Here is a 26,079-nt window from a genome sequence, read left to right as displayed (position 1 = left end):
TTCGACTGCAACTCGCTAGCAGGGTTGCACAACGGCCTTGCACTATAAGTTAAGCGCATGGCAAAGCGCAGCGTCGATCAGCAAACTTAGCGCTGCTGCAACCCTGGACGCGAATCATGGTCAGTAAGATGGATGGAAGGCCGGTGTCGAAGGATCGACGGCGCTGGCGTAGCCACATAGCAGTGGTAGCATGAAGCCACTACCCCAGGCTGCTCCCCGCCGTCCCTACTGAAAAAGAACCCGGGCCATGACCGAGCACGAAGACCCCAGCAGCGACCGACTCAAGCAGCATTTTGCCCAGCGCGTCATCCATCAGGCCCGACAGGTGCTGGAAGCCTGGCAGCGCTTGCAACGTAACGAGTGGAACGGCGTTGGCATGCAGGAACTTGGCGATGCCACATCGCTGTTGCAGCGCTACGCTGAACGCTTCGAGCAAACTGAACACCTGCAACTGGCCAAGGCGATCGGCCAGTGCCTGCAGGGGGTAGCCGATAACCGCGGTCGACTTAACAGCGGCCTGATCAGCGAACTCAACCTGCTCATGCAGCGCCTGTCACGTACCGGCCTGCGCCATGGCGATCGCCTCGAACAGACCGTACTGCCGCCGCTGCGCAAACCGGTCTACCTGGCCCTGCAGCACCTCGATCGCGCCGAACGCCTGGCTCAGCAGCTGGAGTTCTTCGGCATGAGCGCCAAGCCGTTTGACTCGGCCAACGCCTTTCGCGCCGCAATGCTCGAACGTCATCCGGCGGCGATTCTAATGGAGGTGGACTTCTCGGGTCCCGGCGCGGGCCTGCAACTGGCCGAAACGGTGCAACAGGGCCTGCAGCACAAGATCCCCCTGCTGTTCTTCAGCCACGACGACACCGATACCCCGACCCGCCTGGCCGCCGTGCGCGCCGGTGGCCAGGAGTTCTTCACCGGCACGCTGGACGCCTCCAGTCTGCTCGAACGCATCGAAGTGCTCACCCACGTGGCGCAGTACGAGCCCTATAAAGTGCTGATCATCGATGACTCACGGGCCCAGGCCACCCACACCGAACGCGTGTTGAACAGCGCCGGGATCGTTACCCGCACGCTGATCGAGCCGATCCAGGCGATGGCCGAGCTGGCCGAGTTTCAACCCGACCTGATCATCCTCGACATGTACATGCCGGACTGCAACGGCACCGAACTGGCCAAGGTGATTCGCCACAATGATCGCTACGTCAGCGTGCCGATCATCTACCTGTCCGCCGAGGACGACCTGGACAAACAGCTCGATGCGATGAGTGAAGGCGGCGACGACTTTCTCACCAAACCGATCAAACCGCGCCACCTGATCGCCACCGTGCGCAACCGCGCCGCCCGCGCTCGCGACCTCATGGCGCGCATGGTACGTGACAGCCTGACCGGCCTGTACAACCACACCCACACCCTGCAACTGCTGGAAGATGCCCGTTATCGCGCCCAGCGCGATGGCCAGCCACTGAGCTTCGCCATGCTCGACATCGACTTCTTCAAGAAGGTCAACGACAACTACGGCCACCCCATGGGCGACCGGGTAATCAAGAGCCTGGCGCTGTTCCTCAAACAGCGCTTGCGCAAGAGCGATCTGATCGGCCGTTACGGCGGCGAAGAATTTGCCGTGGTCATGCCCAACACCGACGCCAAGACGGCCGCCCATGTACTCGACGAGGTGCGTCGACGCTTCGCGGAAATCCACTACCCGGCGCAGCCACAGGACCTGTCCTGTACCTTCAGCGCCGGCATCGCCGAGCTGAGCAGTGACCTGGACAGCAAGAACCTCTCCAAGCAGGCCGACGAAGCGTTGTACGTAGCCAAGCACGGCGGGCGCAACCGGGTCGCGATGTATGGCGCCTAAACCGCTGTAGCGAAAATTGTGACGGCCTGCACGTAGTCATAATTTCGCAATGAAAACGCAATAACTTCAGGGCTCCGGGGCCGCACCCGATCTTTATCAGGCGCGGCTCAGCACCGTTTCGTCGTCGGTCGAGCCCTATGCGCCTGAAATCACTTACCAATCTCAATACCCTGCTGCTGGTCACCGTCTGCATCGCCCTGGGCAGCACACTCTGGTGGTCGCAACGCGCCCTGGAACGCCCCTACCTGCTGATGGAGCGTTACCTGAGCCTGTCCCAGCAGTTCCAGCGAGATGTCGCGGGCAACATCCAGGCCTACCTCGACAGCGGTGACGCATTGCGCCATCGCCGCGCCCTGCAGGCGCTCGACGGTCTGACGCAAACCATCGACGCGCTGCCAACCGAACTGGGCGAGCCGTTGCGCGACAGCCTGAGTCAACTGCGTGCCTTCAGCGCCAGCCAACTGTTGGCGGCCGGCAAGCTCGCCGGCGACCCACAGGGTTTACTGATCCAGGCCGAACGGGAAGTTCTCGGCACCCTTGAACAGCTCGCCCAGTACGTAGACAGCAGCGCCGAGACCAGCGCAAACGGCTACCGTCCGGCGCTATTCGCGGCCGCACTACACCTGACCCGCCTGGCCCATGCCCGCGCCAAACTGGTCAGCAGCGGACGCAGTGAGCTGGCCGCCGACGTCGAGCGCGAGCTGGCCGCACTCGAGCAGCAGGTCAAGACTCTCGCTGCCCTGCCCCTGCTGGGCGTGACAGAAGACAGCAGCTCCGCCAGCACTGGCTTCGCCGCCATGCTCGGCCTGGCCAATGACGATGAAGGCGCGCTAGCAGAAGACCGCGGCATCGCGCTGAAACGCGACCTGACCAGCTTGACCCGCCGCTACCCGGCGGAATTGAGCCGTACCCGCGCCTTGATCGAACAACGCAGTGAACTAGCCCAGGCCACCCGTACGCAGGTCGACAGCGTGCAGCAAGCCCTGGCCGCGCTGGAGCCGGCCGTGCGGGCCGAGCACGGCCGCATCCAGGGCGAAGTGCGCCTGATGCAGGGCCTGATGATTGGCCTGATCCTACTGATTGCCCTGATCATCGACACCCTGCAGCGGCGCCTGACCCGTGTCCTCAATCACCTGGCTCCGGCCCTCTCGGCCTGGGCTCAGGGCGATTTCGGCGAAGACATCCAGTTGGCCTCACGCACCCGAGAGCTACGCGATATCGAGTCCTCACTGAATCACCTGCGCGTCTACCTGGTCGATCTGGTCGGCACCATTCGCCTGCATGCCGAGCAGGTCGCGGGCTCCAGCCGCACCCTGGCCGACCTCAGTGGCGGCTTGCATACGGGCGCCGAACGCCAGGTCGGCGATACCGCACAGATCCGCGATGCCCTTGGCGAACTGCAGTCGACCATCCAACAGGTCGCCGGCGACGCCAGTCAGGCCGCCGACGCCAGCCGCGACGCCGGGCGCGCCGTCGAACAAGGTCAACACGTGATCGGCCAGAGCCTCAGCGGCCTGCACGCGCTGGTCGATGAAGTGCAGGGCAACGCCCAGGCCATCGAATCCCTGGCCGAGGAAACCGCGACCATCGGCACGGTGCTGACGGTGATCCGCAGCATCGCCGAACAAACCAACCTGCTCGCCCTCAACGCCGCCATCGAAGCCGCCCGTGCCGGTGAGATGGGGCGTGGCTTTGCCGTGGTCGCCGAAGAAGTGCGCTCACTGTCGCAACGTACCAGCGGCGCCACCGAGCAGATTCAGGAGCTGATCGGTCGCCTGCAGCAAGCCGCCCGGCAATCGGTGAGCGCCATGCGCGCCCAGGTCGAACACGCCGAGGCGACGGCAGGCCAGGCCGAGGCCGCCGATGGCGCGCTGGACGAAATAGTCGCGGCGATTGGCACCATCGCCAGCATGGCCGAGCGCATCGCCGAGGCCACCGCGCAACAGAGCGGGGCGGTCGGCGAGATACGCGGGCATAGCGAGCGCATCCACCAACTCGGTGGCGACAACCTGGCGCGGATTGGCGAAGGACGCAACCAAGGCGAACACTTGCTGCAACTGGGCGGGCAGCTGCACCGGGCGGTACAGGCCTTTCGCGTGTAGGCCAGCACGCTGCAGCCGCCTTTCGTCGTCCGAAAAAACCGCTTACAGCCTGGCCCATGCACTGAGGCACAAGGCTCCGTTATGATGACGGTACTTCTGCCCGATGAGACCCCCATGCGCCGCTTACTCAGCCTGATCCTGCTGCTCATCGCCCTGCCGGCCAGCGCCGGCCTGCTCGACAACCGACCAGAGGCGGCCCCACTGGGCACGGCACTGAACAACAGTGCGGACTTCCTGCCCGTGCGCGAGGCCTTCAAGCTGAGCCTGATCGACAGCTCGGGCGATTCGATCAAGCTGCGCTTCGTCCCTGCCGAGGGTTACTACCTCTACAAGCACCGTTTCAAGTTCGTCAGCGAGCCCGCCGACATGGGCCTGGGCCCCGCCCGGTTGCCGGCAGGCAAGCAAAAGACCGACGAATACTTCGGCGACGTCGAGGTGTACTACGGTGTGCTGGATGTCGAGCTACCACTGGATAAGCCGCTCAGCCGCCCGTTCAACCTGAGCGTCACCTACCAGGGTTGCGCCGACAAAGGCCTGTGCTATCCGCCGGAAACCGAGCAGCTGAGCATCGGCGGTGACCTGCCGGGCGCAGCCGCTACGCCGGGCCCGACGACCCCTGCCAGCAGCTGGAACTGGAGCGACCTGGCACTGTTCTTCCTCGCCGGCCTCGGCCTGACCTTCACTCCTTGCGTGCTGCCGATGCTGCCGATCCTCAGCGGCGTGGTGCTGCGCGGGCAATTCGGCGGACTGCGCAGCCTCAGCCTGTCTCTGGCCTATGTGTTGCCGATGGCCGCCAGCTTTGCCGTACTCGGCGCTTTGATGGGCGTGTTCGGCGCCAGCCTGAACCTGCAGGCACGGCTGCAGTCGGCCTGGGTTCTGGTGCCCTTCGCGACGCTATTCGCGCTGTTTGCCCTGGCCATGTTCGGCGTCTACGAACTGCGCCTGCCACGCCTGGTCAGCGAGCCGCTTAATCGCTGGGCCAACAAGACCCATGGCGGCTCCCACACCAATGCAGCATTACTCGGCGTACTCTCCAGCCTGCTGGTATCGCCGTGCGTGTCGGCCCCTCTGGTCGGCGCTCTGCTCTACATCAGCGCCAGCGGAGACGCCCTGGGCGGAGGTCTGCGCCTGCTAGCCCTAGGCCTCGGCATGGGTGCCCCTCTGGTGCTGTTCGCCACCGGCGGCGGGGCCCTGCTGCCAAAATCCGGCACTTGGATGATCGCCGTGCGCAACGCCTTCGGCGTACTGTTGCTGGCAGTGTCCGTCTGGCTGCTCGAACGGGTCCTGCCGGGTCCGCTGACCCTGGCGCTGTGGGGACTGCTCGCCGCCGGTGTGGCGCTTTTTCTCGGTGCCCTGGAATTCGTCACGAAAACGCCGAAGGAGAAACTCGCCCAGCTGACCGGCCTGGCACTGCTGGTGTATGCCCTGGCGGCCTGGACCGGCGCCCTGCAAGGCCAGGATGATCCGCTGCGTCCGCTCGGGCGCATGGCCATGGCCGGCACCCAGGCGAGCCAGGTCAACCCCGGCAGCTGGCAGGTCATCAGCAGCCCCGCCGAGCTGGACGCCGCCTTTGCCGCCGCCAAAAGCAGTCGCCAACCGTTGCTGCTCGACTGGTACGCCGACTGGTGCATCAGTTGCAAGGTGATCGAGCGCGAAGTACTCGCGGCTGCGGAGGTCGGCAGTCAGCTGGGCGACTACCGCCTGGTGCGCTTCGACATCACCGAGAGCAATGCCGCCCAGCGCGCGCTGCTCGACCGCTACCAACTGTTCGGCCCACCGGCGATCCTGCTGTTCGACGAAAAGGGTGACGAATGGCTGGATTTACGTGTCGTAGGTGAAGTCGATGCCGCGACCTTTGCCGCACGACTGCAACAGGCACGCACACGCTTTTAAGCCGTCATTAATCCACTCACTACGCACACTGCGCGAGCCGTCGATCTATTGGCTTCAGCGTCATACATTTGCCGCAAAGTGCAGGCATCGTGTCGGCTACTGTTGATAACTGGACAGCCATAAGACTTCTCCGGCATAGTCCGGCGCAGCGTGAGAAATCAGGAACAGACGATCATGGCTACCTTACTGGTACTGCACGGCCCCAACCTCAATTTGTTGGGCTCCCGTGAACCTGGCGTCTATGGCGCCATCACCCTGGAGCAGATCAACCAGGATCTGGAGCGCCGCGCCCGCGAAGCCGGCCATCATCTGCTGTATCTGCAAAGCAATGCCGAGTACGAATTGATCGAGCGTATTCACGCCGCAAAAGGCGAAGGTGTCGACTTTATTCTGATCAATCCCGCCGCGTTCACGCATACCAGCGTCGCATTACGTGACGCATTGCTGGCGGTGAGCATCCCATTCATCGAAGTGCACCTGTCCAACGTGCACAAGCGTGAACCTTTTCGCCATCACTCCTACTTTTCCGACGTTGCCGTGGGAGTGATCTGCGGCCTTGGCGCCAGCGGTTACCGGCTGGCCCTGGAGGCTGCGCTAGAACAACTTGAACTCGAACGACCCTGACCTCACTGGGAGTTGAACACCTATGGATATCCGTAAAGTCAAAAAGCTGATCGAACTGCTGGAAGAATCCGGCATCGACGAACTGGAGATTCGCGAAGGCGAAGAGTCCGTGCGCATCAGCCGGCATGGCAAGCAACCCGCCTATGCTCAGCAACCGGTTTATGCTCAGGCACCTGCTCCGGCAGCGCCTGCTGCCGCTCCGGCCGCCACAGCCGAAACCGCCGCCCCGGCCGCAGCCAAGCTGAACGGCACCGTGGTGCGCTCGCCGATGGTCGGCACCTTCTACCGCGCCGCTTCCCCGACTTCGGGCAACTTCGTCGAAGTGGGTTCGAGCGTGAAGAAAGGCGACATCCTGTGCATCGTCGAAGCAATGAAGATGATGAACCACATCGAGGCTGAGACCAGCGGCACCATCGAATCCATCCTGGGCGAAAACGGCCAGCCGGTGGAATACGATCAGCCCCTGTTCACAATCGTTTGAACCGCGGAGAGCCAGCGATGTTGGAAAAAGTTCTGATCGCCAACCGCGGCGAGATCGCCTTGCGCGTCTTGCGCGCCTGTAAAGAGCTGGGCATCAAGACCGTTGCGGTGCACTCCACCGCCGACCGCGAACTGATGCATCTGGCCCTGGCCGACGAGTCGGTGTGCATCGGCCCTGCCTCCGGCGCCCTGTCTTACCTGCAGATTCCGGCGATTATCGCCGCCGCCGAAGTCACCGGCGCCACCGCCATCCACCCCGGCTACGGCTTCCTCGCGGAAAACGCCGACTTCGCCGAACAAGTGGAAAACTCCGGCTTCGCCTTCATCGGCCCGAAAGCCGAGACCATCCGCCTGATGGGCGACAAGGTCTCGGCCAAGGACGCAATGAAGCGTGCCGGCGTGCCGGTAGTGCCCGGCTCCGACGGCCCGCTGCCGGAAGACGAGGAAACTGCCCTGGCGATTGCCCGCGAAGTCGGTTACCCGGTGATCATCAAGGCTGCCGGCGGCGGCGGTGGTCGCGGCATGCGCGTGGTCTACAAGGAAGAAGACCTGATCAAGTCGGCCAAGCTGACCCGCAGCGAAGCCGGCTCGGTATTCGGCAACCCGATGGTTTACCTGGAGAAGTTCCTCGGTAATCCGCGTCACGTGGAAGTCCAGGTACTGTCCGACGGCCAGGGCAATGCCATCCACCTGGGCGACCGCGACTGCTCGCTGCAGCGCCGCCACCAGAAGGTCCTGGAAGAAGCCCCGGCCCCGTACATCGATGAGCGGGCGCGCGCCGAAGTGCTGCAACGCTGCGTCAATGCCTGCATCGAGATCGGCTACCGTGGCGCCGGCACCTTCGAGTTCCTCTATGAGGACGGCGGCTTCTACTTCATCGAGATGAACACTCGGGTCCAGGTCGAGCACCCGGTCTCCGAGATGGTCACCGGCATCGATATCGTCAAGGAGATGCTCAGCATCGCGGCAGGCAACAAGCTGTCGTTCACCCAGGACGACGTTGTCATTCGTGGCCACTCGCTGGAATGCCGGATCAACGCCGAAGACCCTGACAACTTCATGCCCTGCCCGGGCAAGGTCAAGCACTTCCATGCCCCTGGCGGCAATGGCGTGCGGGTCGACTCGCACCTGTACAGCGGCTACACCGTGCCGCCGCACTACGACTCGCTGATCGGCAAGGTGATCACTCACGGCGCCACCCGCGAGGAGGCCATGGCACGCATGCGCAACGCCCTGGACGAAATCGTGGTCGACGGCATCAAGACCAATGTCCCGCTGCACCGCATGCTGGTGCGCGACAAGGGCTTCTGCGAAGGCGGCGTGAATATCCACTACCTGGAAAAGAAACTGGGTATGGACAAGCACTGAGTCTAGTGCTGCCACATGACAAGGGCTGCCCACGGGCGGCCCTTGTCGCTTCTGCAGCCCCCGCCCGGCCCATAGCGGTGGAAGGCCGCCCGCCCCTCAAGTAAGCTTGCCCGCCAATCGCCAGCGGCGTTTATCCGCTGGCCGCTTTATCGCTAATGAGGTTTCCCCATGCCCTGGTTACAAGTCCGTCTCGCCATCACCCCGGATCAGGCGGAAACCTACGAAGACGCGCTACTCGAAGTCGGCGCCGTCTCGGTAACCTTTATGGACGCCGAGGATCAGCCGATCTTCGAACCGGACCTGGGCACCACTCCACTCTGGTCGCACACTCACCTGCTGGCACTGTTTGAAGCCGACACTCAGGCCGAAGCCGTGTTCGCCCACCTGCAATTGCTGACCGGCACTGAACTGCCGGAGCACCACGCCGAGGTGATCGCTGATCAAGACTGGGAGCGCAGCTGGATGGACGGCTTTGAGCCGATGCGCTTCGGCCAGCGTTTGTGGATTGTACCGAGCTGGCACGCCGCGCCGGAGCCGGACGCGGTCAATCTGCTGCTTGATCCGGGCCTGGCCTTCGGTACCGGCACCCACCCGACCACCGCGCTGTGCCTGGAATGGCTCGACGGCCAGACGCTGGACAACTGCAGCGTAATCGATTTCGGCTGCGGCTCGGGCATCCTGGCGATCGCCGCGCTGCTGCTCGGCGCCCCTCAAGCGGTCGGCACCGATATCGACCCGCAGGCTCTGGAAGCCTCGCGCGATAACGCCGGGCGTAACGGCATCGACCCGGCACGCTTCCCGGTCTACCTGCCGGCCGACATGCCGCAGGATCAGGCAGAGGTGGTGGTCGCCAACATCCTCGCCGGACCACTGGTGGCCCTGGCGCCGCAGATCACCAGCCTGGTCAAGCCTGGCGGTCGCCTGGCGCTGTCAGGCATCCTCGCCGAGCAGGCCGAGGAGGTCCGCGCAGCCTACAGCGACGCCTTCGACCTCGACCCGACCGCAACCAAGGACGGCTGGGTGCGCATCAGCGGCGTGCGCCGCTAAGCCTCGACGCAGCGTCGCTGCTACTTTCGCAAACAGTTGCGTTAGACTAATTGCCTTGTTTGACCTGAGCGCAGGCCGCCGGATCCCCGCATGATCGAAAGCTTCGTCACCCAGTGCCCCCATTGCCGCACCAGCTTTCGGGTCAACCCCGCACAGCTGGCCGCAGCCCATGGAGCCGTGCGCTGCGGGGCCTGCTTGCACGTGTTCAATGCGGCGCGGCAACTGCTGGAGCAAGGCCACAATTTGCCCGCTGCAGCCCAACCCATAGCAGCACCTGCCCCCGCCTCGCCGAACAACGAGGTACTCAGCAGCCCGGTCGCAGCACACTCCGCCGAACCGCCCCAACCAGTAAGGACGAGCCACTCGCCAGCGCAGCACAGCGACGACACGCTGTGGATTCACGACGACCTGGACCTCGAGGGCCTCGATCTAGACGAAGAGCTGGCCAAGCTGGAGGAGCAGGAGCAGCAACTGTCGCAACAGTTCCTCGACCTCGAGCGCACCGCCAACCAAACCAAAAGCTTTCCCGCTCCAGCAGACGCGGAACATGAGGAGCCTGACGAGCAATGGGCCGAAGCCCTGCTGCGCGATGACCTACCTGCGCCCCCACTGAGCAGCCCCCCCTCAAGCCTTCCGCCTGCCGCGGTGTTCACCCCGCATAAGGAAACGCTCCCACCACTATCGCCAAGCACATCAACGTCAACCGGCAAGCGCTCGCGCCACGAACCGGTGCTCGACCTGAACGATCACCATGAGGACGATGACCCGCAACCCGGGCACGAGCTGCACTTGAGCGCCGAGCGCGATGAGCATATCAGCGAAACAGACGCCGAACGGGATGCCCTGGACGAAGCGAACGAGACTGAGGCCGACCTTATCCCGGAGCAGTCGAGCAGCAGGGCCGCGCGCAATGAGCCTGGCCTGCGCGACGATCACCTGTACGAGCTGGATGACGAACCGCTGCAACTGGACTGGCAACGACCGCGCAAGTCCTGGGGCCGCTGGCTCGGCTGGGGCCTGCTCAATTTGCTCGGCGTCATCGCCCTGAGCGGCCAGTACCTGAACTATCACTTCGACGAACTGGCGCGCCAGGATCAATACCGCCCCTGGTTCGAACAACTCTGCCCGAGCATTGGCTGCCAGCTACCGTCCAAGGTTGACATCAGCCAGATCAAGAGCAGCAATCTGGTGGTGCGCAGCCACCCGGAGTTCAGCGGCGCCCTGGTGGTCGATGCAATCCTCTACAACCGTGCGCCCTTCACCCAGCCCTTCCCCTTGCTGGAAATGCGCTTTGCCGATATCAACGGTCAATTACTCGCCAGCCGCCGCTTCAAACCCAGTGAGTACCTCGCCGGCGAGCTGGCCGGACAGACGGAAATGCCACCGCAAACACCGATTCACGTGTCCCTGGACATCCTCGACCCCGGCACCCACGCCGTGAACTACAGCCTCAGTTTCCATTCACCGGAATAGCCTGCACACGGCGGCCTGCCTGGCAATCCCCGGTCAAGAGAACACTTCGCTATAAACCCGCAGCTGTTCAGATTTTGTTCAAAACAACCTTTAACCGTTCACCTAGAGCGGGTATCATTCCCAGCCTTTTTTGCACTCTCCTATTCGCCTCAACAGCAGGTCTCTTGAGCAGGGAAGCCCTATGTCGGCGCTACGCATCGGCCCCTATACATTACCCAACTCGCTGATTCTCGCGCCCATGGCCGGGGTCACCGACGGGCCGTTCCGCCAGCTCTGTCGCCGCTTGGGCGCAGGCCTGGTGGTGTCGGAGATGATCACCAGTGACGTACGCCTGTGGAACACCCGCAAGTCGAGCCTGCGCCTGCCCCATGAGGGCGATCCCGAGCCACGTTCGGTGCAGATCGCCGGCGGCGACCCACAGATGCTCGCCGAGGCGGCGCAACGCAATGTCGAATTGGGCGCGCAGATCATCGACATCAACATGGGCTGTCCGGCGAAGAAGGTCTGCAACAAGGCCGCCGGCTCCGCCCTGCTGAAGGACGAGCCGCTGGTGCGCGAGATCTTGCAGGCGGTGGTCGCCGCGGTCGATGTGCCGGTGACCCTGAAAATTCGCACCGGCTGGGATAGACAGAACAAGAACGGCATTGAGGTGGCAAAGATCGCCGAACAAGCGGGCATCGTCGCGCTGGCGGTGCATGGCCGCACCCGTGCCGACCTGTACACCGGTGACGCCGAGTACGACAGCATCGCCGCGATCAAGCAGGCGGTGTCAATTCCGGTGTTCGCCAATGGCGACATCGACTCGCCGGAAAAAGCCAAGGCCGTGCTCGCCGCTACCGGCGCCGACGCCTTGTTGATTGGACGGGCCGCCCAGGGGCGCCCATGGATTTTTCGTGAAATCGAGCATTACCTGCGTACCGGGGAAAAACTCCCGGCACCGAGCCTGCTTGAAGTGGAATGCATCCTGCTTGAGCACCTGGCCGCACTGCACGCCTTCTACGGCGACGTGATGGGCGTACGTATCGCCCGCAAGCATGTCGGCTGGTATCTCGCAACCCTGCCGGGCGCCAGGGAGTTTCGCGCCCAGTTCAATCGTCTGGACAGTACGGACGCGCAGTGCGCCAACGTTCGCGAGTTTTTCGGCGAACGGCATAACGATGGAGAAGGGGTGGCCGCATGACGATGTTGACCGAGACTTTAGAGAGTGAAATGGCTCCCGTGAGTGACAACACCAGCTTGAAACAGCACCTCAATGCACCGAGCGAAGAAGGGCAAACCCTGCGCGGCAGTGTCGAGAAAGCGCTGCATAACTATTTCGCCCATCTTGAGGGCGCAGATGTCACCGACGTGTACAACCTGGTGCTCACCGAAGTGGAGGCGCCACTGCTGGAAACCGTGATGAATTACGTCAAGGGCAACCAGACCAAGGCCTCCGAGTTGCTCGGCCTGAATCGCGGCACCCTGCGCAAGAAACTCAAGCAGTACGATCTGCTCTAACCCGTATTCCCCCAAAGAGGGCGGCCTCATCCAGCGCCGCCTTTTTTGTTGATTTCCCTGCTCTGATGGACTCTGAAATGACCGACCAGACCACCCGCCTCCCCGTTCGCCGCGCGCTGATCAGCGTTTCCGACAAGACCGGCATCCTCGAATTTGCCCGTGAACTGTCTGCCCTCGGCGTGGAAATCCTCTCCACCGGTGGCACTTACAAGCTGCTCAAGGACAACGGTGTGGCCGCGGTCGAAGTGGCCGACTACACCGGCTTCCCGGAAATGATGGACGGCCGGGTGAAGACCCTGCACCCGAAGATCCACGGCGGCATCCTCGGTCGTCGCGCGATCGACGGCGAAGTCATGGCGCAGCACGGTATCCAGCCGATCGATCTGGTTGCGGTCAACCTCTACCCGTTCGAAGCCACGGTGGCCAAGCCTGACTGCGACCTGGCCGACGCCATCGAGAACATCGACATTGGCGGGCCGACCATGGTCCGTAGCGCGGCGAAGAACCACAAAGACGTGGCCATCGTGGTCAATACCAGCGACTACGCCGCCATCCTCGACGGTCTCAAGGCCGGCGGCCTGACCTACGCCCAGCGTTTCGACCTGGCGCTCAAGGCCTTCGAGCACACCGCCGCCTACGACGGCATGATCGCCAACTACCTGGGCACCATCGACCAGGCCGCCACGACCCTCAGCACCGAAGCACGCGGCAGCTTTCCGCGCACCTTCAACAGCCAGTTCGTCAAGGCCCAGGAAATGCGCTACGGCGAGAACCCGCACCAGAGCGCGGCCTTCTACGTTGAAGCCAAGAAAGGCGAAGCCAGCATCTCCAGCGCCGTGCAACTGCAAGGCAAGGAGCTGTCATTCAACAACGTCGCCGACACCGATGCCGCCCTGGAATGCGTGAAGAGCTTCGTCAAACCGGCCTGCGTCATCGTCAAGCACGCCAACCCCTGCGGCGTGGCCGTGGCCACCGACGCCGAAGGCGGCATCCGCCAGGCCTACGAACTGGCCTACGCCACCGACACCGAGTCGGCATTCGGCGGCATCATCGCCTTCAACCGCGAACTGGACGGCGAAACCGCTAAAGCGATCGTCGAGCGTCAGTTCGTCGAAGTGATCATTGCCCCGAAAATCAGCGCCGCGGCGCGCGAAGTCGTCGCCGCCAAGGCCAACGTACGTCTGCTCGAGTGTGGCGAATGGCCGGCCGAACGTGCGGCGGGCTGGGACTTCAAGCGGGTCAACGGCGGCCTGCTGGTACAGAGCCGCGACATCGCCATGATCAAGGCCGAAGACCTGAAGATCGTCACCCAGCGCGCGCCGAGCGAGCAGGAAATTCATGACCTGATCTTCGCCTGGAAAGTGGCCAAGTTCGTCAAATCCAACGCCATCGTCTACGCCAAGAACCGCCAGACCGTCGGTGTCGGCGCCGGCCAGATGAGCCGCGTCAACTCCGCCCGCATCGCCGCGATCAAGGCCGAGCACGCCGGTCTGCAGGTAGCCGGTTCGGTCATGGCGTCGGACGCCTTCTTCCCGTTCCGTGACGGCCTGGATAACGCCGCGGCGAATGGCATCACCGCGGTGATCCAGCCGGGCGGCTCGATGCGCGACAATGAAGTGATCGCCGCGGCCGACGAAGCGGGGATTGCCATGGTCTTCACCTCTATGCGCCACTTTAGGCATTGATTCCGGCCGCGCTGAAGCCGGCACCTGCTGCGTTGCCCAGGGTTGCGCCAATGCTCATTGCCATCAGGCAACTGCGCTTGTCGAAACCCCGGGCGCCTTGCATCTACCGGCTTGATCGCGACCTCGATAGGGGTCGCCAGTTTTTTGATTCGTAGGTTGGGTTGAGCGCAGCGATACCCAGCAATCCCGTAGCCCGGATGCAATCCGGGACCGTCATATTCGAAGCCCCGGACCTGCTCCGGGCTACGGTTAGGAGAGTTTCATGAACGTATTGATCATCGGCAGCGGCGGTCGCGAACACGCCCTGGCCTGGAAAGTCGCCCAGGACCCGCGCGTCGAGAAGGTCTTCGTCGCCCCGGGCAATGCCGGCACCGCCATCGAAGCCAAGTGCGAGAACGTCGCCATCGACGTGCTGGCTCTGGAGCAACTGGCCGACTTCGCCGAGCAGAACGTGCAACTGACCATCGTCGGCCCGGAAGCGCCGCTGGTGGCGGGTGTGGTCGATCTGTTCCGTTCCCGCGGCCTGGACTGCTTCGGCCCCACCGCCGGCGCGGCTCAGCTGGAAGGTTCCAAGGCCTTCACCAAGGACTTCCTCGCCCGCCACCAGATTCCCACCGCCGATTACCAGAACTTCACCGAGATCGAGCCGGCGCTGGCCTACCTGCGTGAGAAGGGTGCGCCAATCGTGATCAAGGCCGACGGCCTGGCCGCCGGCAAGGGCGTGATAGTTGCCATGACTCTGGCCGAAGCCGAAGACGCGGTGCGCGACATGCTCGCCGGTAACGCCTTCGGCGATGCGGGCTCGCGGGTGGTGATCGAGGAGTTTCTCGACGGCGAGGAAGCCAGCTTCATCGTCATGGTCGACGGCCACAACGTGCTGCCGATGGCCACCAGCCAGGACCACAAGCGCGTCGGCGACGGCGACAGCGGCCCGAATACCGGTGGCATGGGCGCCTACTCTCCGGCACCGGTGGTCACCCCAGAGGTGCACCAGCGGGTGATGGATCAGGTGATCTGGCCGACGGTCAAGGGCATGGCCGCCGAAGGCAATGTCTACACCGGCTTCCTCTACGCCGGCCTGATGATCGACAAGGCTGGTATGCCGAAAGTCATCGAGTTCAACTGCCGTTTCGGCGACCCGGAAACCCAGCCGATCATGCTGCGCTTGCAGTCAAGCCTGATCCTGCTGGTCGAGGCCGCCCTGGCCCAGGCCCTGAACAAGATTGAAGCGCAGTGGGACCCGCGCCCGAGCCTCGGCGTGGTTCTGGCCGCCGGTGGCTACCCGGCCGACTACGCCAAGGGCGATGCGATCCATGGTCTGGACGCCGCCGTCAGTCCGCAAGGCAAGGTGTTTCACGCCGGCACGGCGCTCAAGGACGGCCAGGTGGTCACCTCCGGCGGCCGCGTGCTGTGCGCCACGGCCCTCGGCGAGAGCGTCGGAGTGGCTCAGCAACAGGCCTACCAGCTCGCCGAAAAGATCAACTGGAATGGCTGTTTCTACCGCAAGGACATCGGCTATCGTGCGATTGCCCGCGAGCGCGGCGACGATTAAGCGGCAGTAGCCGACGGGCGGTCATTTGACCGCCTTTGTCATATTCCGCTGCATAACAGCTTGGCTATAATCGGGCCACTTACTTGCGAAGGGAATTCATAGTGCGCTGGCTCAGGACTGCCAATGGATTGTTTCTCTGCCTTGTGCTCGCGGCGCTCTTTGTACTGCCGGCACAAAGGGCTTACGCCGAGCTATGGTCGCAATTCAGCGAGGCCGGCAGCACCCTGCAACTGGACGACATCCGTTCCCCCCGCTACCAAGCACAATTCGGCGCCAGCGAACTGACCCAGCTGTATACCTCCGGCGGCGATACCACCCTCTGGCTGCATCACCGCTTACCGGCACGCACGCAACCGCAGTTACTGCGGGTATTCGCCCCCTACCTGACTTACCTCGACCTGTACGTGTTGCAGGGCGATGAACTGCTCGCTCATACCCGCACCGGTAACGGTCTGCCCTTCTCCAGCCGGCCGCTGGCCAGTCGCGACCTGCTCTTGCCGCTGCCGCAAGCCGACGTACCGCTGGATATCTATCTGCGGCTCGCTTCGGAGCACGCGCTGCGCCCGACCATCAGCCTGCAAAGCGCCAACGCCATGGCCGCCGACGATGACCGGCCACTGCTGTTCGGCCTGCTGCTCGGCGCCCTCGGCATGCTAGCGATCTACAACCTCGTGCGCTTCGCCTACAGCCGTGCCAGCAGCAGTCTGTGGCTGGCGGCGACCCAAACCTGCCAGCTACTGGCGACGCTCAGCCTGCTGGGCATCAGCTCACCCTGGCTCGGTGATTGGCTGCCCTGGCAGCCGCAGATCGCCAACTTCTCGATGCTGCTGGCCATGTTGTGCGCCCTGGGCTTTACCGCCAGTTTCTTCCACAAGGTCTGTCCCGAGACACCGCTGACCCGGCTGCTGGTCGTCGAGTTCGCGCTGATTGGCCTGTTGTGCCTGGTACTGCTGATCGCCACCAACCTGCAGTTCAACCAGATGGTCTACGGGCTCACCGCCGTGACCGGGCTGAGCATTCTGCTCGTGGCGCTGTACCACTGGCACCATGGCTATCGGCCGGCACGCCTGTTCAGTGTGGCGCTGCTGCTGTTTTGCGCGGCCTTTGTCGGCGCCCTACCGATACTGTTCGGTTACTGGTCGGCGCCATCCGACTGGCTGGCCTATGGCCTGCTGGCCGTCATCGTAGCCAGCGGCTTTGTCCTCAGCATGGCCGCGAGCGAACGCCAGCGACACATCGTCCAGGATCAGCACAGCACCAGCAGCGCCTTGGCCGCCAGCTCCGCGGAGCTGAAGGCCAAGGCAGAGTTCCTGGCCAAGATCAGCCATGAAATCCGCACGCCGATGAACGGCGTTTTGGGCATGACCGAGTTGCTGCTCGGCACCCCGCTGTCGGCCAAGCAGCGCGATTACGTGCAGACCATCCACAGCTCCGGCAACGAACTGCTGACCCTGATCAACGAGATCCTCGACATTTCCAAGCTGGAGTCCGGGCAAATCGAGCTGGACGACGTGCAATTCGACCTGAACGCGCTGATCGAAGACTGCCTGGACATCTTCCGCGCCAAGGCCGAACAACAGAAAATCGAACTGATCAGCTTCATGCAACCGCAAGTCCCACGCGTAATCAGCGGCGACCCGACGCGCTTGCGCCAGACCTTGCTGAGCCTGCTGGACAACGCCTTCAAGCAGACCGACGAAGGTGAGATCCTCCTGGTCGCCGCCCTCGACACCAGCAGCGGCAAACCACGTCTGCGCATTGCCGTGCAGGACAGCGGTCAGCCGCTGCACGCCAGCGAGCGCGATGCCCTGCTCAATACCGAACTGCACAGCAAGGACTTTCTCGCTGCGACCAAGCTCGGTGGCCGCCTCGGCCTGATCATTGCCCGCCAGCTAGTGCGCCTGATGGACGGTGAGTTCGGCATCCAGAGTGGCGGCAATCAAGGCTCGACCCTGTGGCTGAGCCTGCCGCTGGACAGCCAGCGCCTGGAGCAACCGACCGCCGACCTCGACGGCCCCCTGCAAGGCGCACGCCTGCTGGTGGTCGATGACAATGACACCTGCCGCAAAGTACTGGTGCAACAATGCGCAGCCTGGGGTCTGAACGTCAGTGCCGTGCCCTCTGGGAAGGAAGCCCTGGCGCTGCTGCGCACCAAGGCAAACCTGCGCGAATACTTCGATGTGGTCCTGCTCGACCAGGAGATGCCCGGCATGACCGGCATGCAGCTGGCGGCGAAGATCAAGGAAGACCCCAACCTCAACCACGACATCCTGCTGATCATGCTGACCGGTATCAGCAACGCGCCGAGCAAGATCATCGCGCGCAACGCCGGGATCAAACGCATCCTCGCCAAACCGGTAGCCGGCTACACCCTGAAAGCCACCCTGGCCGACGAACTGGCGCAAAGCGGCGATGGTTCGTCACCGCTGTTCACCCCAGCTGCAGTCAACGCCCCCCTGAGCGTGCCGAGCGACTTCCGCATCCTGGTCGCCGAAGACAACACCATCTCGACCAAGGTGATCCGCGGCATGCTCGGCAAGCTCAACCTGAAACCGGACACGGCCAGCAACGGCGAAGAGGCGCTCACGGCGATGAAGGAACAGCACTATGACCTGGTGCTGATGGACTGCGAGATGCCGGTGCTCGATGGTTTCTCCGCCACCGAACAGCTACGCACATGGGAAACCGTCGAACGGCGCGAGCGTACCCCGGTGGTGGCCCTGACCGCGCATATTCTCAGCGAACACAAGGAGCGCGCGCGGCAGGTGGGCATGGACGGCCACATGGCCAAACCGGTGGAGTTGTCGCAGTTGCGTGAACTGATCGAATACTGGGTCGCCCAGCGAGAAAGCCAGCGTCAGCGCCATGTCATGCCGTCCTGATCGTCGCTAGGCAAAACGCAACGCGTAGATCGGCGGCAGATTGCCGGCCACCGCCTGCCAGTTGTCACCCTGGTCATCCGACAGCCACAGGTGGCCGGTGGTCGAGCCCATCGCCAGGCATTGCCCGCTCGTGTCGATCGCCAGTCCGTGCCGATAGACCAGGTCGAAGCAGTCGGTCTGCGGCAGCCCCCGGCTCAGCGTCTCGAAACTACGCCCCGCATCGCGGGTGCGGGTCACCACCAGACGCTGGCCCACCGGTACCCGACACTCATCCTTGACCGCCGGCACGAACCAGGCGGTTCCCGGCTCCACGGGGTGCACCGCGACGGCGAAACCAAAGCTCGAAGGCGCGACGTCGTGAATTTCCTGCCAGTGCACGGCGCCATCGGTCGAGAGGAAAATTCCGTTATGGTGCTGCACCCACAGGGTGTCGGGCTGCGCCGGGCAGGCCACCATGCGATGCGGGTCCTGAATCTCTGGGGCGCCTTGCAGCTCAGGTGGCATATAGGCCGCGCGCATCCCTTCGGCCCGGCAGGCCCAGCTCGCCCCGTCATCCTCGCTGTACCATACGCCGCCACAGGACACCGCCACGCTGAGCCGTTCACTGGCGCGCGGGTCGACGCAGATCGAGTGAATGCCGGGCTGCGGATAACCGCCGCCGAACCACTGCGCCCGTTCCGGGCGCTGCCAGAGCGCGTCGATCAACTCCCAAGAGTCGCCGTGATCGCGCGAGCGGAACAAGGCACCGGGCAGGGTTCCGGCCCAGAGCGTGCCCGGCTGATCCACGCCGCCGCTTTCCAGCGACCAGATCATCTCCACCGTGGGCCCCTCTGTGCCTGGCTCGGCGACGAAGGCCGGCGCCACGATCTCTTGCCAGTTCTGCCCGGCATCCGCCGAGCGCCACAGCTTGGGCCCGAAATGCCCCAGATGCAGGGCGGCATATAGGTAACCATCACGCCGATCGAGCAAGACCATGCTCACCGGCTCACCGAGAAAATCCGTACGCGCGATGTGCCAGCCCCCCTGGCCCTGGGTAAAGCTCAGCAAGCCCTTGCGCGTCGCCACATAAAGTAACTCGGACATAGTCATCTCCTGGTTTCTCAGCCGCCGGCAAGCGCCTGCACCACGTAGATGTCACTGTTGGCGGTGACCCTGTCGCTCAGTCGTTGGCGGTCGACTATCTGCTCGGCGTCGACGAAGATCAGCACGTGCTGGCGCAGTCGCCCCTGATCGTCCAGCAGGTAGCTGCGCAGCCGTGGGTTGACCGCGAAGACCTCCAGCAGCACCGCCTCGACCGTGGTGCCGCTGACCCGGAGCGCTGCCACATCGAGGTGGCGTTGCAGGTTGGGGGTGAAACTGATGCGCGCCATCGCCGCTCCTGACTGGCACCGAAGGTAAACAAGCGTTAGCGCAACAGGTATAGACGATCTCGCCCAGTGAGCTCGTCTCTCCCGCCCAGCGGTCGCGCCACTGGTCGCTGCTTTTGCGGCGCAGACACTGGCGATCGGCCCGACAATCCCGGATCATGCGCGTCCACCCAGGAGCAGCCACGACGCACATGCCAGGCCTGCACCTACACTCAGCCCAACTTTTTCTGAGATGAGTCTCCCATGGCGTCCGAGCTGTTCAGTCTGTATTTGAAGTTGCTGGTGCTCTACAGCCCGTTCTTCGTGTTGTCCTGTTTTATCGGCCTGAGCCGCGGTTACACGGTCAAGGAGCGCAAGCGCCTGGCCTGGAAGGTCGCGGTCGGCGTACTGATCGCCAGCCTGCTGTTGTACCTGTTCGGCAGGCACATCTTCACCCTGTTCGGTATCACCATCGACGCCTTCCGTATCGGCGCCGGCAGCGTGTTGTTTATCTCGGCGCTGGGCATGGCTCAGGGCAAGTCGGCGGTGCAAACCGACAACGTGCAGCAGGACGTGACCATAGTGCCGCTGACTATCCCGCTGACGGTCGGCCCCGGCACCATCGGGGCGCTGCTGTTGATGGGCGCTGGCCAGCCACACTGGGACGACAAACTGCTGGCGGTGGTCGGCATCGCCCTGGCCAGCCTCACCGTCGGCGTGGTGCTGTACCTGTCCAACCAGTTCGAACGCCTGCTCGGTGACCAGGGGCTGCAGATCGTCAGCCGCTTGATGGGCCTGTTCGTCTGCGCCCTGGCGGCACAGATCATCTTCACCGGGGTGAAGAACTACCTCGCGCTCTGAAGCGGTGCAGAGCAGGCCTATCGACCGCCTGCAGCGACACATCCGCACCAAAGCCGCGCAGGCGGGCTCTGCGCAAGCCCGCCGAAAAACCCGGCGAACCCTTCTAGCTCGAGGCTTTGCGCCGCTTGGCACGGATGCTGCCACTGGACTGGCGACCTCCAGGAGCCTGTCGGACTTAACGCTGTTCTACTGCGGAAAAACCGGACTTGGTCATTTTTGCTGCTTTCCCTCATTGAATAACCGGCTATTCGCCGCGGAAAAGCAGCAAAACTGCCTCACCCGACTTCCCCTCGCTACGAACGGTTAAGCCCAACAGGCTCCTAGGTCCCACCCAACAGTTGCGCATGGAGCCCTATCGATGAAACGCCGTCCCTTTCTGAAATCCTCACTCGCCGCCAGCGCGCTGATCGTCAGCGGCTTGTTCCCGTTCAGCCTGCAGGCCGCCGAAACCATCAAGGTCGGCGTGCTGCACTCGCTATCCGGCACCATGGCCATCTCGGAAACTTCGCTGAAAGACATGGCGCTGATGACCATCGACGAGATCAACGCCAAGGGCGGCGTGCTCGGTAAACAGCTGGAGCCGGTGGTGGTCGACCCCGCATCCAACTGGCCGCTGTTCGCCGAGAAAGGCCGCCAGTTGCTGACCCAGGACAAGGTAGCGGTGACCTTCGGTTGCTGGACCAGCGTGTCGCGCAAGTCGGTGCTGCCGGTCTATGAAGAACTCAACGGCCTGCTGTTCTACCCGGTGCAGTACGAAGGTGAAGAGCTCTCGCCGAACGTGTTCTACACCGGCGCTGCACCGAATCAGCAGGCCATCCCGGCGGTCGAGTACCTGATGAGCGAGGACGGCGGCGCCGCCAAGCGCTACTTCCTGCTCGGCACCGACTACGTCTACCCGCGCACCACCAACAAGATCCTGCGGTCCTTCCTGCACAGCAAGGGCGTGGCCGACCAGGACATCGAAGAGGTCTATACCCCCTTCGGTCACAGCGACTATCAAACCATCGTCGCCGATATCAAGAAGTTCTCCGCCGGCGGCAAGACCGCGGTGATCTCCACGGTCAATGGCGACTCCAACGTGCCGTTCTACAAGGAACTGGCCAACCAGGGCATCGACGCCACCGACGTGCCGGTGGTGGCCTTCTCGGTCGGCGAGGAAGAATTGCGCGGTATCGACACCAAGCCCCTGGTCGGCCAACTCGCCGCCTGGAACTACTTCCAGTCGGTGGACAGCCCGGTCAACAGCACGTTCGTCGCCAAGTGGAAGGCCTATGCCAAGGCCAAGGGCCTGCCGGGCGCCGATAAGGCCGTGACCAACGACCCGATGGAAGCCACCTACGTCGGCATCAACATGTGGGCCCAGGCGGTCGAAAAGGCCGGCACCACCGAGGTCGACAAGGTCCGCGAGGCCATGGCCGGGCAGACCTTTGCCGCGCCGAGCGGCTTCACCCTGACCATGGATGCGACCAACCACCACCTGCACAAGCCGGTGATGATCGGTGAAGTCCAGGAAGACGGTCAGTTCGACGTGGTCTGGGCCACCGACAGTCCGCTCCGCGCCCAGCCGTGGAGCCCGTACATCGAGGGCAACGAGCAGAAGCCGGACTACGCGGTGAAGAGCAACTGATCTGACGGGGGCTCGCCCCTGACGCAATCCTGTAGGAGTCAGCTTGCTGACTATCATCTCGACGCGGTCATGCTGATCGACCGCGATCGCGAGCAAGCTCGCTCCTACGGCGTCCCGCACCACGATCGGGATACTTAGGACCTACCTATGCCCACTGCCCTGTACCGCTTTCTCCTGTTTCTGGCGTTGTCGCTGCCGCTCACCAGCCAGGCCGGCGACGCCAGCGATTTCGCCGCGGCCAGCTCCAGCCAACAAGCCAAGCTGCTGGAACGCTGGGCCGCCACGCCCGATGCCGCACGTCTGCCACTGCTCGAGGCCTTGCACCAGGGCCGGGTGGTCGCCGACCGCAACAAGACCCCATTCATCGAGAGCGCCGGTGCCTACCAGGCCGTCGAAGGCGACGCCGAGCCCATCGGCAGCCCGCGCAAACTACGCCTGAATAACCGCCTGCGCGGCCTGATCGCCACGGCCCTGGCCAGCCACCAGCTGCTCGCCGATGATCCGGCCCTGCGCTTGACGGCTGCGCAACTGCTGCAGAAAAAAGCCAAGCCGGCCCAGCTGGCCCTGCTCAACGCGCGCGTCGCCGACGAGCAGGATGAGGCAGTGCGCGAGGCGCTGAGCCTGGCCCTGGCCAACCTGCAACTGGTCGACAAGGACCCGGCGGTGCGTCTGGCGGCAGTGCGCCTGCTCGGCGAGACCGGCCAACCGCTGGCCCGCACCCGCCTGGAAACCCTGCTCGCGCCCGACGTGGAACCCGATGCAGGGGTGCGCACCGCCGCCGAAACCAGCCTGGCCCAGGTCAAACGCCGCCTGTTGCTCGGCGAACTGCTCGGCCAGGCCTTCAGCGGCATGAGCCTGGGCTCGATCCTGTTGCTCGCCGCGCTCGGTCTGGCGATCACCTTCGGCCTGCTCGGGGTGATCAACATGGCCCATGGCGAGATGTTGATGCTCGGCGCCTACGCCACCTACCTGGTGCAGCTCGGCCTGCAGCGCCTGGCACCGGACTACCTGGCGCTGTACCCATTGCTGGCGCTGCCGGTGGCCTTCTTCGTCACCGCCGCCATCGGTATGGCCCTGGAGCGCACGGTGATCCGCCACCTGTATGGCCGACCGCTGGAAACCCTGCTGGCCACCTGGGGCATCAGCCTGATGCTGATCCAACTGGTGCGCATGCTGTTCGGTGCGCAGAACGTCGAGGTGGCCAACCCTTACTGGCTGTCCGGCGGCATTCAGGTACTGCCCAACCTGGTGCTGCCTTACAACCGCATCGTGATCATCGGCTTCGCCCTGTTCGTGGTGGCCTTGACCTGGCTGTTGCTGAACAAGACCCGCCTCGGTCTGAATGTCCGTGCGGTCACCCAGAACCGCAACATGGCGGCCTGCTGCGGGGTGCCGACCGGACGGGTGGACATGCTCGCCTTCGGTCTCGGCTCGGGTATCGCCGGCCTCGGCGGCGTGGCCCTGAGTCAGATCGGCAACGTCGGCCCGGATCTCGGCCAGAGCTACATCATCGACTCCTTCCTGGTGGTGGTGCTCGGTGGCGTCGGTCAGTTGGCCGGCAGCGTGATGGCGGCCTTCGGCCTGGGCATCGCCAACAAGATCCTCGAGCCGCAGATCGGCGCCGTGCTGGGCAAGATCCTCATCCTCGCGCTGATCATTCTGTTCATTCAGAAACGCCCGCAAGGTCTATTCGCACTGAAAGGACGGGTGATCGACTGATGACTATGCCCCTCAATCCCACGCCTCTGAACAAGACCCTGCTGGCGCGCGCCAGCGCCAGGCTCGGCCCGCAACTGTCGCTCGGCCTCGGCCTGATCGCGCTCGCCGTGCTGCTGGCCCTGCCGCTGTTGCACCTGCTGCCGGCAGACAACAGCTGGCAGGTGTCGGCCTATACCCTGACCCTGGTCGGCAAGATCCTCTGCTATGCCATCGTCGCCCTGGCCCTGGATCTGGTCTGGGGTTACGCCGGCCTGCTGTCGCTCGGCCACGGCCTGTTCTTCGCCCTCGGCGGCTACGCCATGGGCATGTACCTGATGCGCCAGAGCGCCGGCGAGGGCCTGCCGGCCTTCATGCAGTTCCTCTCCTGGAGCCAACTGCCCTGGTACTGGAGCGGCACCCAGAGCTTCCTCTGGACCCTGTGCCTGGTGGTGCTGGCGCCCGGTCTGCTGGCCTTGGTGTTTGGCTTCTTCGCCTTCCGCTCACGAATCAAGGGCGTGTACTTCTCGATCATGACCCAGGCGCTGACGTTCGCCGCCATGCTGCTGTTCTTTCGCAACGAAACCGGTTTCGGCGGCAACAACGGCTTCACCGACTTCAAGCGCATCCTCGGCTTCGACATCACCGCTCAGGGCACCCGCGCCGTGTTGTTCCTCGCCACCGTCACGCTACTGCTCGGCAGCCTGTACCTGGGCTGGAAACTGGCGCGCAGCAAATTCGGTCGCGTACTCACCGCGCTGCGCGACGCAGAGAACCGCCTGATGTTCTGTGGCTACGATCCGCGCGGTTACAAGCTGTTCATCTGGGTCTTGAGCGCGGTGCTCTGTGGCCTCGCCGGGGCGCTCTATGTGCCGCAGGTGGGCATCATCAACCCCAGCGAGATGTCGCCGACCAACTCCATCGAAGCCGCCATCTGGGTCGCCCTCGGCGGACGCGGCACCCTGATCGGCCCGCTACTCGGTGCTGGCCTGGTCAACGGCATGAAGAGCTGGTTCACCGTGGCCTTCCCGGAGTACTGGCTGTTCGCCCTCGGCTTGCTGTTCATCCTGGTCACCCTGCTGCTGCCGGCGGGCGTGATCGGCCTACTTAAAAGGAAGGCGCAATGAGAGCCACGCCAACCCCTGACTTGATGCTGGAACCCGCCTTCGACCCAGCCGGCAGCGCCCGCGACGCCATTGGCGCCAGTCAGGCCGCCGTCCAGGGCCTCAATGTGCGTCACGGCACCATCCTGACCCTGGAAGACATCAACGTCAGCTTCGACGGCTTCAAGGCGCTGAACAACCTCAACCTGTATATCGGCGTTGGCGAGCTGCGTTGCATCATCGGCCCCAATGGCGCCGGCAAGACCACCCTGATGGACGTGATCACCGGCAAGACCCGCCCCGACAGCGGCGTCGCCTACTTCGGCGAAACCCTCGACCTGACGCAGATGAGCGAAGTCGAAATCGCCCAGTCCGGCATCGGCCGCAAGTTCCAGAAGCCCACGGTGTTCGAGGCGCTGACGGTGTTCGAGAACCTCGAACTGGCGCAGAAGACCAACAAATCGGTGTGGGCCAGCCTGCGCGCCACACTGAGCAGCGCGCAGAAGGAACGCATCGACGAGGTGCTGCACACCATCAAGCTGGAGGCCGCGCGCAATCGTCAGGCCGGCCTGCTCTCGCATGGCCAGAAGCAGTTTCTGGAGATCGGCATGCTGCTGATGCAGGACCCGCAACTACTGCTGCTCGACGAGCCGGTGGCGGGCATGACCGACGCCGAAACCGAGTTCACCGCCGAGCTGTTCAAGTCGCTGGCACGCCGGCACTCGCTGATGGTGGTGGAACACGACATGGGCTTCGTCGGCAGCATCGCCGACCACGTCACGGTCTTGCACCAGGGCAGCGTGCTGGCCGAAGGCGCGCTGGAAGAGGTGCAGACCAACGAGCGGGTGATCGAAGTCTACCTGGGCCGCTGATTACGCTGATGGTTGCCACGCTCCGGCGTGGCAACCCCTACCGGGACGCTCTGCGTCCCAGCAACGCAGAGCGCCGCCAGATGCATGCCCACGCAGAGCGTGGGAACG

General features: G+C 63.9%; 20 protein-coding genes. 18 read left to right on the top strand and 2 right to left on the bottom strand.

Annotated elements, in window-relative coordinates; translation table 11 throughout:
• Positions 1 to 247 precede the first annotated feature (247 nt).
• The 13 genes from TMS3_RS06065 (at position 248) to TMS3_RS06005 (ending at position 18,467) form a co-directional block, all read left to right on the top strand.
• A complete protein-coding gene (locus TMS3_RS06065; protein ID WP_025164364.1) occupies positions 248 to 1,864 on the top strand; it encodes a response regulator in 1,617 nt (538 codons plus the stop codon).
• A 137-nt stretch (positions 1,865 to 2,001) separates the two neighbouring features.
• Positions 2,002 to 3,966, top strand: coding sequence for a methyl-accepting chemotaxis protein (locus TMS3_RS06060; protein WP_025164363.1), 1,965 nt, complete (start codon positions 2,002 to 2,004; stop codon positions 3,964 to 3,966).
• A 114-nt stretch (positions 3,967 to 4,080) separates the two neighbouring features.
• Positions 4,081 to 5,859 (top strand): protein-disulfide reductase DsbD, encoded by a 1,779-nt coding sequence (locus tag TMS3_RS06055; protein WP_025164362.1) that lies wholly within the window; start codon positions 4,081 to 4,083, stop codon positions 5,857 to 5,859.
• Positions 5,860 to 6,033: 174 nt separating this feature from the next.
• The gene (gene aroQ / locus TMS3_RS06050) at positions 6,034 to 6,483 is read left to right on the top strand and encodes a type II 3-dehydroquinate dehydratase (RefSeq protein WP_025164361.1); all 450 of its coding nucleotides are present in this window, start codon (positions 6,034 to 6,036) and stop codon (positions 6,481 to 6,483) included.
• A 22-nt stretch (positions 6,484 to 6,505) separates the two neighbouring features.
• Positions 6,506 to 6,964: an acetyl-CoA carboxylase biotin carboxyl carrier protein gene (gene accB, locus TMS3_RS06045; protein WP_025164360.1), complete on the top strand. Its 459-nt coding sequence runs from the start codon at positions 6,506 to 6,508 to the stop codon at positions 6,962 to 6,964.
• A gap of 17 nt (positions 6,965 to 6,981) precedes the next feature.
• Positions 6,982 to 8,331, top strand: a complete 1,350-nt coding sequence (gene accC / locus TMS3_RS06040; RefSeq protein WP_025164359.1) for an acetyl-CoA carboxylase biotin carboxylase subunit — start codon at positions 6,982 to 6,984, stop codon at positions 8,329 to 8,331.
• Positions 8,332 to 8,499: 168 nt separating this feature from the next.
• A complete protein-coding gene (prmA, locus tag TMS3_RS06035) occupies positions 8,500 to 9,378 on the top strand; it encodes a 50S ribosomal protein L11 methyltransferase (RefSeq protein WP_025164358.1) in 879 nt (292 codons plus the stop codon).
• A gap of 90 nt (positions 9,379 to 9,468) precedes the next feature.
• Positions 9,469 to 10,851 (top strand): DUF3426 domain-containing protein, encoded by a 1,383-nt coding sequence (locus TMS3_RS06030; RefSeq protein ID WP_025164357.1) that lies wholly within the window; start codon positions 9,469 to 9,471, stop codon positions 10,849 to 10,851.
• 181 nt (positions 10,852 to 11,032) lie between these two features.
• On the top strand, positions 11,033 to 12,031 hold the full coding sequence (gene dusB, locus TMS3_RS06025) for a tRNA dihydrouridine synthase DusB (RefSeq protein ID WP_025164356.1): 999 nt from the start codon (positions 11,033 to 11,035) through the stop codon (positions 12,029 to 12,031).
• Complete coding sequence (gene fis / locus TMS3_RS06020; RefSeq protein ID WP_025164355.1) at positions 12,028 to 12,348, top strand: DNA-binding transcriptional regulator Fis; 321 nt, start codon at positions 12,028 to 12,030, stop codon at positions 12,346 to 12,348. The genes dusB and fis overlap by 4 nt, the downstream gene beginning before the upstream one ends.
• Positions 12,349 to 12,425: 77 nt before the next feature.
• Positions 12,426 to 14,033: a bifunctional phosphoribosylaminoimidazolecarboxamide formyltransferase/IMP cyclohydrolase gene (purH, locus tag TMS3_RS06015; protein ID WP_025164354.1), complete on the top strand. Its 1,608-nt coding sequence runs from the start codon at positions 12,426 to 12,428 to the stop codon at positions 14,031 to 14,033.
• Between the two features lie 262 nt (positions 14,034 to 14,295).
• Positions 14,296 to 15,585, top strand: coding sequence for a phosphoribosylamine--glycine ligase (gene purD, locus TMS3_RS06010; protein WP_025164353.1), 1,290 nt, complete (start codon positions 14,296 to 14,298; stop codon positions 15,583 to 15,585).
• Between the two features lie 101 nt (positions 15,586 to 15,686).
• Positions 15,687 to 18,467 carry a hybrid sensor histidine kinase/response regulator gene (locus tag TMS3_RS06005; protein ID WP_025164352.1) on the top strand — a complete coding sequence of 927 codons (2,781 nt, stop codon included), beginning with the start codon at positions 15,687 to 15,689 and terminating at the stop codon, positions 18,465 to 18,467.
• Between the two features lie 6 nt (positions 18,468 to 18,473).
• Here TMS3_RS06005 and TMS3_RS06000 read toward each other — a convergent pair whose 3' ends face one another.
• Together TMS3_RS06000 and TMS3_RS05995 are read right to left on the bottom strand one after the other, a co-directional pair.
• The gene (locus TMS3_RS06000; protein ID WP_025164351.1) at positions 18,474 to 19,550 is read right to left on the bottom strand and encodes a WD40/YVTN/BNR-like repeat-containing protein; all 1,077 of its coding nucleotides are present in this window, start codon (positions 19,548 to 19,550) and stop codon (positions 18,474 to 18,476) included.
• Between the two features lie 17 nt (positions 19,551 to 19,567).
• Positions 19,568 to 19,837, bottom strand: coding sequence for a ubiquitin family protein (locus tag TMS3_RS05995; RefSeq protein ID WP_025164350.1), 270 nt, complete (start codon positions 19,835 to 19,837; stop codon positions 19,568 to 19,570).
• A 240-nt stretch (positions 19,838 to 20,077) separates the two neighbouring features.
• Between TMS3_RS05995 and TMS3_RS05990 the strand changes: the two genes are divergently transcribed.
• The 5 genes from TMS3_RS05990 (at position 20,078) to urtD (ending at position 25,971) form a co-directional block, all read left to right on the top strand.
• Positions 20,078 to 20,674 carry a MarC family protein gene (locus TMS3_RS05990; RefSeq protein ID WP_025164349.1) on the top strand — a complete coding sequence of 199 codons (597 nt, stop codon included), beginning with the start codon at positions 20,078 to 20,080 and terminating at the stop codon, positions 20,672 to 20,674.
• A gap of 358 nt (positions 20,675 to 21,032) precedes the next feature.
• On the top strand, positions 21,033 to 22,301 hold the full coding sequence (gene urtA, locus TMS3_RS05985) for an urea ABC transporter substrate-binding protein (RefSeq protein WP_025164348.1): 1,269 nt from the start codon (positions 21,033 to 21,035) through the stop codon (positions 22,299 to 22,301).
• A 147-nt stretch (positions 22,302 to 22,448) separates the two neighbouring features.
• Entirely contained in the window at positions 22,449 to 24,020 is a 1,572-nt protein-coding gene (urtB, locus tag TMS3_RS05980) for an urea ABC transporter permease subunit UrtB (protein WP_025164347.1), read from the top strand.
• Between the two features lie 5 nt (positions 24,021 to 24,025).
• Positions 24,026 to 25,123 (top strand): urea ABC transporter permease subunit UrtC, encoded by a 1,098-nt coding sequence (urtC, locus tag TMS3_RS05975; protein ID WP_407691604.1) that lies wholly within the window; start codon positions 24,026 to 24,028, stop codon positions 25,121 to 25,123.
• Positions 25,120 to 25,971: an urea ABC transporter ATP-binding protein UrtD gene (urtD, locus tag TMS3_RS05970; protein WP_025164345.1), complete on the top strand. Its 852-nt coding sequence runs from the start codon at positions 25,120 to 25,122 to the stop codon at positions 25,969 to 25,971. Before urtC ends, urtD begins: the two co-directional genes overlap by 4 nt.
• The last annotated feature ends 108 nt before the right edge of the window (positions 25,972 to 26,079 follow it).

The sequence above is a fragment of the Pseudomonas taeanensis MS-3 genome (assembly GCF_000498575.2).
Taxonomy (GTDB): Bacteria; Pseudomonadota; Gammaproteobacteria; order Pseudomonadales; family Pseudomonadaceae; genus Aquipseudomonas; species Aquipseudomonas taeanensis.
The sequence above is the reverse complement of the archived record's forward strand: the minus strand, read 5'-3'. Positions and strand labels throughout refer to the sequence as shown.

What these genes read in the sequence shown, in the direction of transcription:
- purH (WP_025164354.1), top strand. Translation starts at nt 12,426, where the DNA reads ATGACCGACCAGACCACCCGCCTCCCCGTTCGCCGCGCGCTGATCAGC.
- TMS3_RS06060 (WP_025164363.1), top strand. Translation starts at nt 2,002, where the DNA reads ATGCGCCTGAAATCACTTACCAATCTCAATACCCTGCTGCTGGTCACC.
- TMS3_RS05995 (WP_025164350.1), bottom strand. Translation starts at nt 19,837, where the DNA reads ATGGCGCGCATCAGTTTCACCCCCAACCTGCAACGCCACCTCGATGTG.
- accC (WP_025164359.1), top strand. Translation starts at nt 6,982, where the DNA reads ATGTTGGAAAAAGTTCTGATCGCCAACCGCGGCGAGATCGCCTTGCGC.
- aroQ (WP_025164361.1), top strand. Translation starts at nt 6,034, where the DNA reads ATGGCTACCTTACTGGTACTGCACGGCCCCAACCTCAATTTGTTGGGC.
- dusB (WP_025164356.1), top strand. Translation starts at nt 11,033, where the DNA reads ATGTCGGCGCTACGCATCGGCCCCTATACATTACCCAACTCGCTGATT.
- TMS3_RS05990 (WP_025164349.1), top strand. Translation starts at nt 20,078, where the DNA reads ATGGCGTCCGAGCTGTTCAGTCTGTATTTGAAGTTGCTGGTGCTCTAC.
- accB (WP_025164360.1), top strand. Translation starts at nt 6,506, where the DNA reads ATGGATATCCGTAAAGTCAAAAAGCTGATCGAACTGCTGGAAGAATCC.
- fis (WP_025164355.1), top strand. Translation starts at nt 12,028, where the DNA reads ATGACGATGTTGACCGAGACTTTAGAGAGTGAAATGGCTCCCGTGAGT.
- urtD (WP_025164345.1), top strand. Translation starts at nt 25,120, where the DNA reads ATGAGAGCCACGCCAACCCCTGACTTGATGCTGGAACCCGCCTTCGAC.
- urtA (WP_025164348.1), top strand. Translation starts at nt 21,033, where the DNA reads ATGAAACGCCGTCCCTTTCTGAAATCCTCACTCGCCGCCAGCGCGCTG.
- TMS3_RS06030 (WP_025164357.1), top strand. Translation starts at nt 9,469, where the DNA reads ATGATCGAAAGCTTCGTCACCCAGTGCCCCCATTGCCGCACCAGCTTT.
- TMS3_RS06055 (WP_025164362.1), top strand. Translation starts at nt 4,081, where the DNA reads ATGCGCCGCTTACTCAGCCTGATCCTGCTGCTCATCGCCCTGCCGGCC.
- purD (WP_025164353.1), top strand. Translation starts at nt 14,296, where the DNA reads ATGAACGTATTGATCATCGGCAGCGGCGGTCGCGAACACGCCCTGGCC.
- TMS3_RS06000 (WP_025164351.1), bottom strand. Translation starts at nt 19,550, where the DNA reads ATGTCCGAGTTACTTTATGTGGCGACGCGCAAGGGCTTGCTGAGCTTT.
- prmA (WP_025164358.1), top strand. Translation starts at nt 8,500, where the DNA reads ATGCCCTGGTTACAAGTCCGTCTCGCCATCACCCCGGATCAGGCGGAA.
- TMS3_RS06065 (WP_025164364.1), top strand. Translation starts at nt 248, where the DNA reads ATGACCGAGCACGAAGACCCCAGCAGCGACCGACTCAAGCAGCATTTT.
- urtB (WP_025164347.1), top strand. Translation starts at nt 22,449, where the DNA reads ATGCCCACTGCCCTGTACCGCTTTCTCCTGTTTCTGGCGTTGTCGCTG.
- urtC (WP_407691604.1), top strand. Translation starts at nt 24,026, where the DNA reads ATGCCCCTCAATCCCACGCCTCTGAACAAGACCCTGCTGGCGCGCGCC.